Source organism: Microbulbifer maximicatervae (SeqCode) (assembly GCF_052467065.1).
In genome coordinates this window covers 1848256-1864535 of record NZ_CP174299.1, presented here as the reverse complement: position 1 = coordinate 1864535, position 16280 = coordinate 1848256, and the positions used below count along the sequence as shown (strand labels likewise).

18 protein-coding genes are annotated in these 16280 nt (G+C 45.0%); all 18 read right to left on the bottom strand.

Translation table 11 applies throughout. The features are described 5' to 3' along the window. Nucleotides 1-35: 35 nt before the first annotated feature. The 18 genes from ACJJI1_RS08290 to ACJJI1_RS08205 are packed head-to-tail and all read right to left on the bottom strand — an operon-like array spanning nucleotide 36 to nucleotide 16178. Nucleotides 36-1262, bottom strand: coding sequence for a beta-ketoacyl-ACP synthase (locus ACJJI1_RS08290; protein ID WP_444959049.1), 1227 nt, complete (start codon nucleotides 1260-1262; stop codon nucleotides 36-38). Then, nucleotides 1262-1990, bottom strand: coding sequence for a 3-oxoacyl-ACP reductase FabG (gene fabG, locus ACJJI1_RS08285; protein ID WP_282930472.1), 729 nt, complete (start codon nucleotides 1988-1990; stop codon nucleotides 1262-1264). Before fabG ends, ACJJI1_RS08290 begins: the two co-directional genes overlap by 1 nt. After that, nucleotides 1991-2437, bottom strand: a complete 447-nt coding sequence (locus ACJJI1_RS08280; RefSeq protein ID WP_413663951.1) for a hotdog family protein — start codon at nucleotides 2435-2437, stop codon at nucleotides 1991-1993. It lies immediately after the preceding gene. Between the two features lie 5 nt (nucleotides 2438-2442). Further along, nucleotides 2443-3603, bottom strand: a complete 1161-nt coding sequence (locus ACJJI1_RS08275; RefSeq protein ID WP_444959048.1) for a beta-ketoacyl-ACP synthase — start codon at nucleotides 3601-3603, stop codon at nucleotides 2443-2445. Nucleotides 3604-3605: 2 nt separating this feature from the next. Then, a complete protein-coding gene (locus tag ACJJI1_RS08270; RefSeq protein ID WP_444959047.1) occupies nucleotides 3606-4106 on the bottom strand; it encodes an ApeN family LolB-like membrane protein in 501 nt (166 codons plus the stop codon). A gap of 35 nt (nucleotides 4107-4141) precedes the next feature. Next, nucleotides 4142-5371 carry an NAD(P)/FAD-dependent oxidoreductase gene (locus ACJJI1_RS08265; protein WP_444959046.1) on the bottom strand — a complete coding sequence of 410 codons (1230 nt, stop codon included), beginning with the start codon at nucleotides 5369-5371 and terminating at the stop codon, nucleotides 4142-4144. A gap of 3 nt (nucleotides 5372-5374) precedes the next feature. Continuing rightward, nucleotides 5375-7639 (bottom strand): MMPL family transporter, encoded by a 2265-nt coding sequence (locus tag ACJJI1_RS08260; protein WP_444959045.1) that lies wholly within the window; start codon nucleotides 7637-7639, stop codon nucleotides 5375-5377. A gap of 4 nt (nucleotides 7640-7643) precedes the next feature. Then, the gene (locus tag ACJJI1_RS08255; protein WP_444959044.1) at nucleotides 7644-8258 is read right to left on the bottom strand and encodes a LolA family protein; all 615 of its coding nucleotides are present in this window, start codon (nucleotides 8256-8258) and stop codon (nucleotides 7644-7646) included. A gap of 2 nt (nucleotides 8259-8260) precedes the next feature. Next, the gene (locus tag ACJJI1_RS08250) at nucleotides 8261-8695 is read right to left on the bottom strand and encodes an acyl-CoA thioesterase (protein ID WP_444906738.1); all 435 of its coding nucleotides are present in this window, start codon (nucleotides 8693-8695) and stop codon (nucleotides 8261-8263) included. Further along, nucleotides 8685-10244, bottom strand: a complete 1560-nt coding sequence (locus ACJJI1_RS08245) for an HAL/PAL/TAL family ammonia-lyase (RefSeq protein WP_444959043.1) — start codon at nucleotides 10242-10244, stop codon at nucleotides 8685-8687. Before ACJJI1_RS08245 ends, ACJJI1_RS08250 begins: the two co-directional genes overlap by 11 nt. Further along, a complete protein-coding gene (locus ACJJI1_RS08240; protein WP_157953838.1) occupies nucleotides 10241-11164 on the bottom strand; it encodes a lysophospholipid acyltransferase family protein in 924 nt (307 codons plus the stop codon). The genes ACJJI1_RS08245 and ACJJI1_RS08240 overlap by 4 nt, the downstream gene beginning before the upstream one ends. Beyond that, nucleotides 11161-11901, bottom strand: coding sequence for a glycosyltransferase family 2 protein (locus tag ACJJI1_RS08235; protein ID WP_444918694.1), 741 nt, complete (start codon nucleotides 11899-11901; stop codon nucleotides 11161-11163). Before ACJJI1_RS08235 ends, ACJJI1_RS08240 begins: the two co-directional genes overlap by 4 nt. Continuing rightward, nucleotides 11894-13600 (bottom strand): ApeI family dehydratase, encoded by a 1707-nt coding sequence (locus ACJJI1_RS08230; RefSeq protein ID WP_444918693.1) that lies wholly within the window; start codon nucleotides 13598-13600, stop codon nucleotides 11894-11896. Before ACJJI1_RS08230 ends, ACJJI1_RS08235 begins: the two co-directional genes overlap by 8 nt. Before the next feature lie 9 nt (nucleotides 13601-13609). Beyond that, the gene (locus ACJJI1_RS08225) at nucleotides 13610-14137 is read right to left on the bottom strand and encodes a COG4648 family protein (protein WP_444906742.1); all 528 of its coding nucleotides are present in this window, start codon (nucleotides 14135-14137) and stop codon (nucleotides 13610-13612) included. A gap of 20 nt (nucleotides 14138-14157) precedes the next feature. Then, a complete protein-coding gene (locus ACJJI1_RS08220) occupies nucleotides 14158-14412 on the bottom strand; it encodes an acyl carrier protein (protein ID WP_413663941.1) in 255 nt (84 codons plus the stop codon). 11 nt (nucleotides 14413-14423) lie between these two features. Then, nucleotides 14424-14681: an ApeE family acyl carrier protein gene (locus ACJJI1_RS08215; RefSeq protein ID WP_444906743.1), complete on the bottom strand. Its 258-nt coding sequence runs from the start codon at nucleotides 14679-14681 to the stop codon at nucleotides 14424-14426. Continuing rightward, nucleotides 14678-15463, bottom strand: a complete 786-nt coding sequence (locus ACJJI1_RS08210; RefSeq protein ID WP_444959042.1) for a lysophospholipid acyltransferase family protein — start codon at nucleotides 15461-15463, stop codon at nucleotides 14678-14680. Before ACJJI1_RS08210 ends, ACJJI1_RS08215 begins: the two co-directional genes overlap by 4 nt. Continuing rightward, entirely contained in the window at nucleotides 15453-16178 is a 726-nt protein-coding gene (locus tag ACJJI1_RS08205; RefSeq protein WP_444959041.1) for a beta-ketoacyl synthase chain length factor, read from the bottom strand. The genes ACJJI1_RS08210 and ACJJI1_RS08205 overlap by 11 nt, the downstream gene beginning before the upstream one ends. Nucleotides 16179-16280 lie beyond the last annotated feature (102 nt).

Below are 16280 nucleotides of genomic sequence, written 5' to 3'. Positions count from 1 at the left end.
TGCTATCCCTAGATTAAAGCTCTCTAAGAGGAAAATTAAATACGTCTTTTAAATATTAAAGATGTATTGATTCCGCCAAAGGCAAAATTATTACTCATCACATACTCAGTATCGATGTGCTTTCCACTGCCCTGGATATAATCCAATTCCGCACAGTCAGAATCAATCTCAGCCAAATTAATCGTGGGATGGAACCAACCATTACGCATCATCTGAATGCTTGCCCAAGCCTCCAGTGCGCCACAAGCACCCAACGTATGACCGGTATAGCTCTTAAGAGAACTTATGGGTACTGCACGCCCAAATGCATTACGGGTTGCGTGGCTTTCCGCAATATCGCCTCGGTCCGTAGCTGTGCCATGCGCACTGACATAACCTATTTCGCTAGTCTCTACCCCAGCCTGTGCTATTGCCTGCTGCAATGCCACCTGCATAGTTGCCGATTGAGGTTGGGTAACGTGGCTGCCATCAGAGTTGGTTCCAAACCCTACGACCTCTGCATAAATCCTGGCTCCACGGGCAATCGCGTGCTCATACTCTTCCAAGATAAGTGTACCGGCGCCCTCGCCGATAACTAATCCATCCCGGTTGCGGTCGAAGGGACGAGGAGACAATTCAGGGGTGTCGTTCTTTGTTGAAGTCGCATATAAGGTGTCAAAGACCGCAGCCTCAGTTGCACACAACTCCTCTGCACCACCGGCCACCATAATGGTTTGGCTACCATTGCGAATTGCCTCATAGGCATACCCAATCCCCTGGCTTCCAGAGGTACAAGCGGAGCTTGTGGTATAAACCCGTCCACACAAGCCGAAAAATACCCCAATATTGACCGCCGCCGTATGGGACATCATTTTTATATAACTGGTCGCATTGAGGCCGTCGGTTCGGTGATTTATCAACATATTGCCGAAATCAGCCACTGCTGACGGAGTACCTGCTGACGAGCCATAGGAGACTCCGACAGCACCACTTTTGAGAATGGGGTCATCCAACAATCCCGCATCCTCAAGCGCAATCTCACTGGCGCGAACCGCCATTAATGAAACGCGCCCCATGCTGCGCACACGTTTACGGTTGTAGTGAGCCGGTTTTTCGAAGTCCTTTACCGGCGCGCCCAGTCGGGTTTCAAGCCCCTCATACTTATCCCAGTCTTCCATGTAGGAAATGCCTGAAAGACCGCTCTGTAAAGCCTGACTAACCGAGTCCCAACCTTGGCCGATAGGGGATATTCCGGCCATTCCTGTAACAACCACGCGCTTCATTAGCAGAGACCACCATTTACTGAGATAACTTGACGGGTAATGTAAGCAGCACGTTCATGCATCAGGAACGCTACAGTTGCCGCCACTTCTTCTGGTTTACCCATTCTGCGGGCAGGCACCATTTTTAAAATTTCTTCAACGGGCAAGTCTTCATCCAACATATCGGTGTCAATGAGGCCCGGAGCAACACAATTTACGGTAATCTTTCGCTTGGCTAACTCTAACGCCAATGCCTTACTCGCACCGATCAAACCCGCTTTGGATGCGGAGTAATTTACCTGGCCGCGATTTCCAGCAATACCGGATACAGAAGTCATCACGACAATACGGCCGGGCGCACGGCGCCTGACCATTGGCATGGTTAAGGGGTGTAAAACATTGTAGAAACCATCCAGATTGGTGTGTACAACAGAATCCCAATCTTCAGCAGGCATCGCAGGGAAAGCATTGTCAGCAGTAACACCAGCATTGCACACAATGCCGTAGTAGCAGCCATTACTCTCGACATCTTCCAATAAGACATCCCGTGCTTGCTCCCGGTCGGCAATATCAAACTGCAAAATTCTGCTTTTTCGCCCTAACTTAGCAATCTCTTCTGCTGTTTCCTCTGCTTGATCACGGCGGCTGCGGCAATGTAAAACAATATCGTAGCCATCTTCAGCTAACTGAAGTGCAATCGCCCGGCCAATACCACGACTGGAACCGGTAACTAAAACCCACTCTGACATTTAGTTTCTTTCCTTCAAATACTGTTCTACGTTATCCGGCTGATAAACATTAAGCCGCGCGCTCTGCTCGATAGATGAGCCGGTTATCACACACTCAAATGTCGCCATGCCATTTTCAGCCTGGAGAATGCGCTGGACATCAATTGTTAATTCTTCCCCGCAGCGATAACTCTCGATATTTGACAGGAACTTGCGAGTACCCAGTAAAAAACCCAGGCGAACGTCTTTACCCTGTTCTTTTGCATGATATCCGGAGAAAGCTGCGATGGATTGGGCCATATATTCAATGCCCACGTAAGCGGGAACACGACCGTTGCGGGAAAATATTCCATCATCACGAACTCGCAACTTTGCCTGTAGCTGCTCCTCACCTACAGAGATCACTTCATCGAGGAGTGACATATTTCCACTGTGTGGAACCAGTTCTTCAGCAGTATATTTGTGCATCTATTTTACCTCTGACTGCCCAAGATTACCGAGCAATTACTCCCACCAAAGGCAAAAGAGTTACTCATTACATAGCGCAATTTTCCAGGAGCCTCGTGGCCTTGATACAGGTTCAGTCGCACTATCTCCGGATCATAGTGGCCATCATACTGATGGCGGGGAAGTTGATCATATTGTAAGGCAAGCCAACAAAAAGCCGCTTCAAGAGCGCCTGCAGCACCCAGCGTGTGCCCGGTGAGAGGTTTTGTGGAAGAACACGGTAGCTGGCTTCCAAACACTCTTTCAACGGCTAGAGCCTCCATAGAGTCGTTATGTGGCGTTCCCGTACCATGAAGATTCAGGTAATCAATGTCGGCGGTATCCAAGCCAGCATTCTCCAGAGCCCCGCGCATACAGGCTTCCGCACCACGTCCTTCTGGGTCTGGGGCCGACATATGGTGGGCATCAGACGTGGCAGCAACACCGGATAGAACCACAGGACCAGGCTCTTTGCTCAGCACAAACATTGCTCCAGCTTCCCCGAGGTTAATACCATCCCGATTAACGCTGAAAGGATTGGTCTGGCCAGCACTAAGTGCCCCCAGGCTATGAAAACCCCGGACTGTCATGCCACAGAGGGAGTCCACACCGCCAACAACAACGGCATCACAAGTACCAGTTGAGATAAGGCGCCGGGCACTGGCAAAAGCATTGGCACTGGACGAGCAAGCTGTGGAGACAGTGAGCTGAACGCCTTGGATTCTCAGGTACTTCGCAACAAAGGTACTCAAACCAGCCATTTGCTGTTGAAGCCGATAATTATATCCGGTCTCTTTCTCACCACTTAAGTAGGCCTCACCTGAGTCTATTCCCGAGGTTGAGGTTCCCATCACAGCGCCAATTCGGCCCGCACCATGTTTTTCTATTAGTTCAGCGACTGCACTTTCAATTTGAGTCAGCACAGCCATAGCCAACTGGTTATTGCGGCAGTGGTAATCTTGCAATGAACTCGGTAAATCAGGCAGCTTCCCCTGCACAATACCCAGATTCCCTCTGTATTGTGGCAAATAGGTTTCATCGACCTGCATATGAGAACTCTCATCACCGAACAAGGAATTAGCTACTGCCTCGGCAGTATTTCCCAGGGTGCAGATGATCCCCATATGATTAAGATAGAAATTTTTCATACTTAGAAATTCCTAATGCTTAACCTATAACCCAGTAGTTTGTGCTCCAGCTCAATTTGGGCCTTCCAAATATCTTTACTGCTATAGCGAGCCACTGAATTCACTTCACCATTGCGTGAGAGTTTTCGCGTGTAAATTCCCTCGACAATAGCCTCGTCCAAATTCCAGCCTACGGGCAATACTTCACGAAGCTGGGCAATTGGCCAGTATACAAACTGGATATCTGCCAGCAATTTCTCTGGTGGCACTCTCTCTGCTCTACTCATGTGGTAATGGGTGCTGACCTCATTACCATCGTATGTAACATCCAGCAGGCTTATCCCTTCAGGGCTGAGAAGAGATATCTTTAAACTCTCCATAGTGTGGAAAGTAGCCACCATCAATTCATACTCATCGCCTTGATAGACAATGCGTAAATGTTGATTGAGCTGGCGCGGTCCCTCGCTCAATAGAGGGGCCAAAGGCCAACTTTGCAGATATTCTTTCCTCCCCCCTGTGGACATACATCCCACCAGAGTAAGAAAGCTCAAAAACAGTATTACTTGGCGGAACATATTTCTACCAGTGTATTCAATCGACGCTCAGCAGCGGCAACAAACGGATTTTTTTTATCCCATGCATAACCAGCCAAGATTGAGCAAATCATGCCTTTTATTTCTTTTTGGTCGGTTTGATAAAAAATTACATCCTGGAAACGACCGTCATACCAAGCTTTGACATAGGTTTTAAAAACTTCCACACCATGCTTCAGGGGTTCAACAAACTCTTCATCCCAATCAACCGCTTCCCCTGAGAGCTGGCGATGCAGGCACTCAACTGCTAATTCTGAGGATTTCATTGCAATGGTAACACCGGATGAAAATACCGGGTCTAGAAACTCTCCGGCATTCCCCAAAAGCGCAAAACCTGGGCCGGCCAGTTTGGTCACATCACTGGAATATCCGCGAATACGTTGTATTTCCGTATCGAATTTTGCATTGCGCAGAGTTTTTGCCAACTCGGGGGCGGAGGCAATAGCCCCTTTCAATATCTGTTCCGGATCCTGCCCCCAGGTCGAAATCTTTTCTTTCTCACCTACAACCCCAATAGAAGCTCTTCCATCTGCAAAGGGAATCAACCAGTACCAAATATCCCGCTCACTGGGATGCACAGTGATTAAGATTTTATCCCGGTCAAAATGGCTATCATCAATATTGTCTTCAACATGTGTAAATACGGATTCTCGAACAGGAAACTCTGACGGACGATCGAGATCAAGTAATCGCGGTAAAACTCTGCCAAAGCCACTGGCATCCAATACAAAGCGTGCCTGGAAAACCAGGTTTTCGCCGTCATTCTCGGCAATTAACTTTGCGTTATTCTCAGCAATATCAACTGACACTACAGAATGGCGATAATAGACCTTAACACCCTGGCGCTCTGCTTCATCAGCCAGGATTTTATCAAACTTAGCTCGCTGTACCTGGAAGGTGGTGCCATGCCCAGGGGAGAACTTCTCCCGGAAATCAAATGATGTACGAGCACCATCCCACTCAAAAGCAGCACCATTTTTATATTGAAAGCCCGCTGATTTCACAGCTTCTAACATATCTGCTTTTTCAAGATACTCGATACATTGAGCCAGTAGGCTTTCACCAATAGAAAAGCGAGGAAATTCTTCCCGCTCAACTATCGAAACTTGCCAACCTTTTTTAGCCAATAACGCACCTGCGATAGCTCCGGCAGGACCGGCACCAATAATAACAACGTCAGACTTAATTTCTTTCATTGGCTAATATCCCTTACCCCGTGTACAAAAAAATAAAAATGCCAACAACAAAGTTAATACTGTGCCCACAGCCAGGACTAACCCAAAATTTGCTATCGCCGGTGTGCCAGACAATGCTAACAAACCAAACCCTAAAAAAGTTGTTAACCCAGCCATAGCTATCGCCAGCAGGGTATAATGCTGCTCAGCCTTCCTGCTTGTATGGCTAAATATTGCGTAATCTATACCAATACCAAAGACAAGTAATAAAGCCGCAACATGAAATAAATTAATTGCTGATCCCTGTAAAATCACTATCGCCAGGGTGCCTAGTACTGCGCTGGATGGAAGTGCAACTATACTTAAGGCTTGTTTTATTCCTGTTTTAGTTGCAGTTACCAGAAATACAACAATGAATATTAATGGCAGTAATTGCAGCAACAGATCACGCTGTTGTGACATAACATTAGAGATACTTCTGGTAGTATCAACATAGGTTACTCCAGGCAGTAACTCTAAAGATGACAAATCTTCTTTTAAGCCATAAATACGTACCACAGAATAACAGTGATTATTTTCACAACCCAACCATAGTCCTTTATATTGCCGACCTGCAACTGGCAACCATTCAGAGAAATTAAAGGTATTGAATGGCTGTATTTTAGAACTTAACTGCTGGTTAATATCTTGTTCAGAATAACCCAATTGCTGATAAAAAGACCTGACAGCATCCCCACTGTAAAACTTCGACAATAACTTCCAGTCAGCTTCTTGAACCTCTTTTGGAGGTATCCGGTTAGTTACCCCCTGAAAACCACTAATAATTTCCTTTTCTACTAAATAGCCTAGTTGATTTCTAAGTTCCCATTCTCGTGTTAATACTTGTTGTTCATCTTCACCAAAAACCAAAAAATAACGGGAGTCTGGCCGGGATTTAATCAGAGAATTTAGCTCTATTTCATCTTGTGTAAGAAATTCTGGAGGCTGGTAAAATAGTTTTAGGTCATCATTAAATTGAATTTTCTGAAGTGCCGCAGATCCAAACATCAACAGCCCAGCCAATGGAAACAGGTAGTACCTAATATTGAGTTTAGGAAACTGACTGGAAAACGATAAAGGCCTATGCTTAATATTAATCCAGCGTGGGAATAGCAGGATTACAGTCAACCAAGCCCCTATTAAACCACAGCCGACAAAAACCCCTATTTGTTGTAAAAGCGGAAAAGGTGTTAATGCAAGAGAGAAAAATGCCAAGCAGCTTGATATCAAGCCCAGCAATAGCCCAGGTAATATATCCTTATCTTTTGGCTTGCCCAGCCTCAATCTATTACAAATAAAGTGAAATGCGTAGTCAATCGCCAATCCAGAAACCGTTGTACCAAATACAAAAGCCAGTATATGAATTTGGCCCAAAATAATAATAACACCAGATATACCACTGGCCACGCCACATAGAATTGCGAATGTACAGGCTAGTAGAGGTTTTAATGAGCGAAAGACAACAATACATAAACAGCAAATAGCAAGGATCGAAAGGGAGCCAATCAGGCGTATTTCATCCTGCGCCATAGCAGCAGCATACTCTGTATGCAGGGGGGCTCCAGCTACCAGCAGCGAATAACCATTTTTTTGAGCCCATTGCTTTAATTCTGACTGTAAAGAAAGAAGTGATATATCGCTCTCTCCAGTCAAATCAACTGGTGCGGCCAGCGTATAAAGCAGGGTAAAAACTTTATGCCCTTCTGTATGTACCGGAATTCCATTAAAGACTTGTGGAGTAACTCCAATATCAGCGGTAAAGTAATTGCGAAAAGTTGAGAAAGTATCTTTCTCCAAATCAATTCCAGCGCCGTCAGGCCCGTATAATTTACTCAATTGACGCTGTATAAGTTCCTCTGGCGTAGCGTCTAATAACGCCCTATCTTCAGGGCTGAGTAGCTGTTGGCGCAGAGGAAAGAGCAGCTCCCACTCCTCTTTATAGCTTTCAGAGTCGGCCCAACGATATTCAACAGACTCTAAAGATTTTGCGGCCTTTAGTTTCTGCGCCAACTCTTGGGTATGCCTGGCCAGACGATGTGATTCTTTTCCTTCAGAAACTAAAACCCAAATTAAACTTCCCTGTAATTGCTGACTGACTTTTTTCTGGATGTCAGCACTACTTACCGAGTCGGAGTTATTATCAGCTAATAACAAAATATCTGTTTGTAGCCAGCTGGATTGATAGCGTAATACAGTTATCCCAATAATTACACTAACAAAGGAAAGCCAAATAACAACTCGACGTGACATGAGATTATTTCTGGTTATCTTCTGAGAATTCACTCAGTAGTTGACTGTTATTAGCTTCAACTGAATGTAAATTCAAAATATCTATTTCAGTAATTGCCATGTTGGCTTCAGCTAGTACTATTTTCCGAATCTTTTTGTCTCCCACGACTTCTATCGATTCAATTACCTTTCTAAAAGCCTCTTGCTTGGGAATTAAGTTAATTCTCCATTGCTCTTCTGCGATCTGTGGTCCCACAGTAAAAGTCTGATCCAGTTCGCTAAAATCACCACTGATAATCTTTAATAGAGGATCAGCCACATGATTTCCTACAATATTGCTACTGACCCGATTCCCAGAATCAGCATCATCTAGCTTAAATATTCGATGGGATTCTATTGGATTCTCTATTCGCCAGCTTAATCCTAACTCTTCAGAAATAGCCAGGATGCCTGAAGAAACCAGAGGCCTGGGCAACTGGGGCAGCCTCTTTGTCTGGGAAAAAGTGCCAAGCATCTGTGGAGATGACACAATATTTTTCTCTATCTCCCGCAAAACCGCCTGCTGCTCTGAAGTCAAAGCAGAAGTTACTGTGGAAAATAGAAAGCAAATAAAAAATAAAACCAAACGCTTGGCAGTCATCACTAATTTACCCCCAATTTTTCCAGCAAAATTGGAGGCGATGCAAACAGCATTTCGGCACTGCTTATTTCGACAGCTACCTGTACGGTATGTCCTTTTGTTAAGCGTACACCGGTATCTCTATCTGTTATCGTATAATTGATCTTAAATCGATTTTCATATTCAGAAACCTCAGCGCGAATAACAATCCACTGCTGAAATCGTAAAGGCTTTGCATATCGTACGCGCAAATCTATGACCGGCCAGGCAAAACCTGATTCCTTCATTTGTTGGAAGTTATATTCCAACTGATCAAACAATGCACATCGGGCTATTTCAAAGTACTTTGCATAATGCCCATGCCAAGCTATCTCCATCATATCCACATCGTGGAAAGGAATTTGTAGTTCAACTTGTGCCGTCCATTTTTCAGGGCGCATAGGTTTATTAGTTTTCATATAAGCGCCAATGTCTTTGCTGAATTAACGAAACGAATTTTCTCAATGGCTGTTCAAGCTCTCTATCTTCCTCCAGAAAAGAAAATTCATCTCCTATCTGCCTGATTGTGGTATTAAGAGCGGTAGATAATTTTTCCAAATCCACTCCTCCACTACAAACTCGAAGCTGAATGCCCTGCCAAGCAACCATCAGTGCCGCTGCGGTTGTTTGCTCCGTTAACTGTAATACCCTGATACAGTCCCTGGCAGCAATGGTGCCCATACTGACCTTATCCTGGTTATGACACTCCGTTGATCTGGAAAAAACACTTGCGGGCATGGTCTGCTTTAGTGCTTCAGCAGTCCAGGCACTCGCACCAATTTGAACAGCCTTAAAGCCATGGTTAATCGATCTTCGAGGCCCGGTTACACCTGATAGGTTTGCCGGGAGTCCATTATTGAACTTAACATCTACCAGTTGGGCTATTTGTCGATCCAGTAAATCAGAGAGGTTTGCTACCGCATTCTTCAGGCTATCCATGGCGAAGGCTATATGCCCACCATAGAAGTGCCCACCATGAAGCACCCTCTCGTTTTCACCATCAATGATCGGGTTATCATTGGCACTGTTTAGTTCGTTATGAATAAACTGCTGGAGCCAGGGCAGAGAGTCCTGTAACACACCCACTACATGGGGAGCGCACCGAAGTGAATAGCGATCCTGCAATCGGCTATTTTGTCTTGGAGCAGCACCAACATTGAGATCGTCATGAATCCACTTTGCAATCTGGTTTTGACCGGGGTGAGGCTTCACTGCAAAAAGCGCGCTATCGAAATGATAGGCATTGCCATCCAACGCAACGCTCATCATGGAGGTAATACGAGCACTCAGCTGTGCTAGATACTCTGCCCGTTTGTAGGCTAAGCACGCCAAGCCAGTCATTGCGGCGGTGCCATTCATTATCGCCAAACCCTCTTTTGGGTATAGCTTTAATGGCTCAATCTGCAATTCATCGAATACCTCAGCAGTATCTCTCTGGTGGCCTCGGTACCAAACTTTGCGCTCCCCGCACAAAACCGCAGCAACATAAGACAGTGGGGTCAAGTCGCCACTGGCTCCCACAGAACCCTCTTGGGGAATTACCGGAATAATGTCTTTCTGAAGTAACAAAACCAATTGCTGCAACAGCCGATATCGGATCCCTGAACTGCCCTTTGCAAGGCTGGCAATCCGGGCAGCAACAATCGCTCTACTCTGCTCAAGAGTAAAGACTTCCCCCATTCCACAACCATGGAAGGTAAATAATCGATGAGGTAACTCTTCCACCAGGTCTGCTGGAATACTTTCGGTACAGGAATCACCATATCCAGTGGTTACTCCGTAGATCACACCTTCCTTCTGCCAAAGGCTATCCAGGAACTCGGCACCGCGATTTATCCTTGCGACAAAGCCCTCTTCATCAGATAGAGAGATATCGCCACGGCCAGCTGCAATGGTGTTTACCTGATCAATAGATAGATCTGTGCCATCAAAGACTACTTGGGTTCGTTGTAATACTGCTGAATTCATTTTTGCTGATCCCAGAACGGGTAAAAGTTATACCATTGCAAAGGTGCTATATGACAATAGCGTTCCAACCGTCGCGCAAACTCCTCGACAAGAGAGCGAATATGCCCCTCTCTGTCACCGCGTTTCATCACAACGCGATCGCAGAGTTTTTCCATATAAATATCGTATCCGGAAGTACTGCGCAGACAGAAAAGTGTGTACACCGGGCACTTGAGCAGCGCAGCAAGAATATAAGGCCCCTGGGGAAAAGGCGCTTTTCGCCCTAGGAATTCTGCCTCGCAGGTGCGCCCCATAGAGTTAATAGGTGTTCTATCACCGACAATAACAACCAGCTCCCCAGCCTCAACAGCCTCGGAGAGTCGCATCGCTAAAGCGGGAGTTACTTCTGTCACCTGAATAAGCCGTACTTGACTCAGGGGGTTGAGCATCTTCATCATGCGATTAAATTTCACCGCATGCTTTGTATGCACCAACACATTTACCCGTACCTTTGTCAGGCTGCCAAGCGCTCTGCAAACCTCCAGGTTCCCGAGATGAGAGCCAATTATTAATCCACCCTGGCCACTAGCCGCCAACTGGTGAAGACCCGCTCTTTTCGGGAAATTTACCTGACTATCCGGGATACCCACAAACCAGGCTTCAAGCTTTTCTCTAGCACTGTTAGCAAAATTAAGAAAAATTCTAAATCCGGTTTTCCAATTCGGTTCTATACCGCTAGATGGGTAGCGTTTAGCGAATAATTCCAAGTACTCACGGATCGAATTGCGGCCACTCTGATTTTTTAGGTAATAGCATAAAACTACCGGGTATACCGCAACTTTAAAGGCAATCGGACCCAACCAGTGATGCAACCAGAATAAGAACTTGATACCCAGGAAAAAACCTTGTTCCCGATATTTTGACCAGTGTAAATTACTCACGCTTTTCGTCCTACTGTCGAAACACGCAGAGTTCTGGCCAACATGCCAAAAAATAGACGGGTGTGCATTGCCGATATAAGGAAGTTATCCTCAAATCCCCGGAAATGGGAAACGCCATCTATTGGGTAGCTCACATTAACAGGTACCTGGCAGAGACCGCCTTTGCTCCAATACCACCGTACCAAGATCTCTGGATCAAAATCCATTCGATCACCGGTATACTCGTTATCTAACAAATCTACAGTTCGAGATAAGGGATAACAACGCAGCCCACACATGGAATCCTTAATCTCCAGAGAAAGAGTATTAATCCAGATCCATACATGAGTTAGATAGCGTCCCCACAAACGAACTTTAGGTACTGATTTATCGTATTGCGGATAGCCACAAATCAGTGAATCAGGGCACTTTCTGCTTTTCTCTAGGAATTGAGGTATATCAGCGGGGCTGTGTTGACCATCGGCATCGACTTGAATTCCATGACTATATCCAAGCTCTTTCGCAGCTCGCAGACCACTTTTTACCGCAGCACCTTTTCCACCATTAGCCTGGCGAACAACCAAGTGAACCCGGGGACCATAGCTCTGCTCTAAGCGTTGTAGTTCAATTCTACAGGGTTTATCACAGCCATCATCTACCAGAATGTAAGGCAGGTTAAAGCCATCCAGAGATGCCAGCGTCTGTGCGATCGCCCCCTCATGATTATAAACGGGTATTACAAAACAAAAGTTAGACATGGCTGAAGCACAACCTACCACTGCTATATTCTATATTGCCATCTTGAGTGTTTCGAAAAGAATAATTTAATTTGTTCTTTTCCTGGCTGAACTCCAAAGATAAAGTGACAGCATCACCGGGCATCATTAACTGCTTAAATTTAATCACTTCCATTTGGGTAAACGTACTGCCGGCTTTTACAAGTGGGCGGCCAAAATGCATAGCCCAATCCAGCTGTACCACTCCCGGCACTACCGGTGAGCCTTCAAAATGACCATCCAAGCAAGGCAAATCGTCATTAACCGTAAAATTAACTTGACGAGTATTATCTAATATTTCGCTGCTAATAATCTGTGGCACCATTGCTGCCGGAATTTCATCAAAAAGTTGCATTAGCAGGTCTCTCGTTATTTTTCCCTGTAAGTTAGTGGGAATTTCATCAACAAAACGCCAAGAACGTGGCACAGCCACGCCATCAAGATCCTTGGCCAGGGTTTCTCTAAGTTTACGAACAAGAGAAGCCTTTCCTTTCTTTTGCAATAGTTCTTTCCCGGATTCCGTAAGTGTGGCAACAGCGGCAACTACTTTTCTTTTACGCTCCAGGACAAGTGCATTGGCTTTTACAATATATGAGCTACCAACTAGTAGGGACTCAACCTGTGTAAGAGAAATTCTTTTCTCTTCAATCTTAATAATGCGATCAGCCCGCCCCTTAAGTTCGAACATACCGTCTGTACTTATTAGTACTTTGTCCTGACAAATAAACTCCTTGGGTAACCACGGAGAAGAGACTTTGAGTAACCCATCGCTATTTTTTGCAATGTTCACTCCTTTTAGTGGACTCCAACTTTTCTGACGCAATTGATTACGCCAGGCAATCCCCCCGGTTTCAGTGCTTCCATAGACCTCTATGGGCTGGATTCCACACAACTGATCAATCGCCTTTGCATCTCCTTCCAGTAAAGGCCCCCCAGAAGAAAAGATATCCACTAAGGACTTTCCTAACTCCCATGGCCAGGAAGAAATACGGCGGCTTAACTGTGCAGGGCTTGCAACCCACACGGCAGGCCCCCATTTCTGGGCGTCTTGGAGTAATCCCACAATATCCACATAAGTCTTACTAACAAATCGACGCCCGCTGGCTAGCGGCCACAGTAATTTAAACAGTAAGCCATATATATGCTGGTGGCTTACTGTTGCCAAAGTAGTTGTATTAACCACCCGGGATGACCACTTCAGATTATGGGCCTTAACCTCATTGAGCAATTGATATAAGGTTTTATCAACGGTTTGTGGTTCACCACTGGTTCCTGATGTGAATAATTGAATACCAGCATCAAAATAACTGGGAACAGATAGCTCTTCGCTATATTGATCCGGAATATTTATAGTAAATGCCGAGCTGTCTTCCCAGCTGCCCAGTAATAGGGTTTGCTCACCCAGTTTTTGCTGAGTAAATCGCTTGTTATTTGCCGGAATAACAACAACTTCACAACAAGACATAGCGGCAAAAAAAAGTAAACTAAACTCGTAACTATCTTCACAGAAAATGGCAGCTTTTTTGATCCCAGCTTCGTTTAGGGATTTTTTTAGCTTTCGCTCAACAAATGCCAATTCACGCTTAAATTGTGCGAATGAAATTTCCCCACGACTTGAATAGCTAACTACTGCTTGGTCATTCGAGTAACCAAACACCTGTTCAAACTGTACTTTGTCCACGACCTTAACTCACACCTTATTTTGGACGCGACGACGCAGTAGCCATTCACCACCCATCATAATTCCCATTAGCACATATGAAACAAGGCCATTGTAAAGAGTCCAGACTTTCATATCGCCGTTTAAAACAGTTGCCAGTGCGAGGCTTCCATTAATTAAAAAGAATAGACACCATGCCTTGGTAACCTTTCGTGTATATAGGACACCTTCAGCTGGTAAATCTGGAGTCGTAAGGCGAGCAAGCCGTTCTACTAATGTTTGCGGTTGACTCAAACTGTAAAAAAACAGTGAAAATAGAATCAGATTACAAAGTACTGGATACCAAAGAAGTCCGTTTGAGTCGCCCCTTAACCAGGAAACCCCAACAACAAAAGCCAAGGCCACAGCCATTAACTTGGTGCCAATCGCCTTATTCGCGCCGCCAAACAATACCCTTAAAACCGCAACTATCAACAGCAGTAACAGAATACTACTTAAAGACAAGTATTCTATGCCAAAGTAAATTGCCATAGGGTACAGTGTCAGAATAATGACCAATATTAGCTGCGCGAATCGACTCACTTCTCTGCCATTACCTTTTCAATTGCACCAACTACATCTCCAACAGTTCTTACACTTTTGAACTCTTCAGGTGCAATTTTCTTTCCTGTTACTTCTTTCAAGCGAACAATTAGGTCCACAGCATCAATACTATCTATATCAAGATCATCAGAGAGGTGGGCTTCTTCTTTTACATCTGCCTCATCGACCTCAAACATCTCAACCAGAATTTCGGTCAATTTTGGTAAAATTTCTTCTCTGCTATTCAACATAAATACCTCTATTATGCGCGGCGGCTGCTGACAAAATTTGCCAGGCTATTCACATTAGCAAAATGCGATTTTGTATCTTCGCTTTCTGCATCTATTGATATGTTGTATTTTTTTTGCAGAGCAAGACCTAACTCTAGTGCATCAATAGAATCCAGCCCCAAGCCCTCTCCAAAAAGGGGCTCATCTGCTACGATTTCTTCTGGAGTAATATCTTCCAGATTTAATACATCAATAATCAGAACTTTAAGCTCTTCAACTAACTCTTTCACGCAGCACACTCCTCGGTAAAAAATGCTTTTAATTCTTGAGTAACCTCTCGGGCTACTTGTGGTGTTTCATCTTTTTCTTTTACTTGAATAAAACTCTCTGATTCATTCACATCGAATTGAAAATGTGGTCGACTCAGAGGAATACTGTACCAAGGAATATTTTTCATCAGCATCGGTGGATTACACCGTATTGTTACCAGAGTTGGGGTCACCCCGGAGCGTAACGCCATGTAGGCTGCCCCACGCTGAAACCTAAACGGTTGTCCTGGTACAGAGCGAGTTCCCTCTGGAAAGAGAACTACTGATTCCCCTTTTTGTAGTGATTTCGAAGCCAGTTCGATAATCTGTTCCGGGTCATCATTAGGTATATAGCCTGCAGTCATTACTGCGCCGCGCATAAACGGGTTTCTAAATAAACTGGCTTTTACAATACAGTTGGCATTCGGTATTCGGGATATTAGAAATACCACATCAATAAGCGATGGATGATTTGCCAATATCAATTGGCCTGGTTTAGCTAACTTTTGTTCATCACGAAATTGATAGGTGTAGATTCCCGTGATATGCATAAAGCCAATAAACAATCGAAAAGCGTTGTGGATACACAAACGAGCCTTGCATTTTCGAACTTCTGCGTCCCGATAGATCACCTTTAATGGTGGGAACAGAACAAACCGCAGTATCAATCCACCGATACCGAACAGGCTAAATGCTATCGCCGTAGCGACCAACCTTAGCCAATACTTGTCTTTTTTCTTTGCCGGCAATAAGTTAACTGGCATTGATCTGTAGCTCCCATCTCTCTGAAACAGGTATACGCCCCTCGCGATCAATCAAAGATCTAATCAACGGAAGCTGGTAATCAGGCTCTGCAAATACTGACTCAGCTCCCGCACATTCACTGGCAGTTAACGATAGTTTTATATCTGTATCACTAGATTTATGTTTCGCCAAGCGCATAGCCGTTGCGCAAATATATGTTGAGCTCTCAGCGCTGGGATAGTAAATCTCAGGTAGTGTTTCTTCACAGAACACTAAAAGCAATTCCTCATCACCCTCTTGGAGTAGACCAGCAGCCTCTATAAAACCCGACTGCATAGGAAAATCCCCCCCAGCTAAAGCAAGTGCTGGAGACCTGGTTTTACAGGCAATAGAGAACTGTCCTGCAATTGCGTTGTGTACAGAAAGTCCAAATGCAGTTGGCGATAGGTCTTCACTTGCTGCAACGCCTTGTAACAAGGAATAAGTCCTCATTGCTTCGCCATGCACTGAGCAAAGCAGTAAAGGAATATCTTCCTGCTCTAATAGCGGAAAAGCGGTATTAAAAACGGCTTTAGCCAGCGGACTCAACCGACGGCGCTGCATTGCAGGAAGAAAAGACACATCCGCCTGGCTATTTCCACCAAGCTGCTTTTCTCCTCTACGCCAACCCTGCCAATCCGATTGATCTGATATTCCCGAGCACCATGCTCGCCAATTACTGACAACAAATTCCATAACCAAACATTAACTCTGGAGCAGAGCTCCATCCCCCAAAATCAAAAAGCTGAAGCTGGCCTTTCCCACCATTATTTTTAGTTGGCTAATAGGTATTGCGCG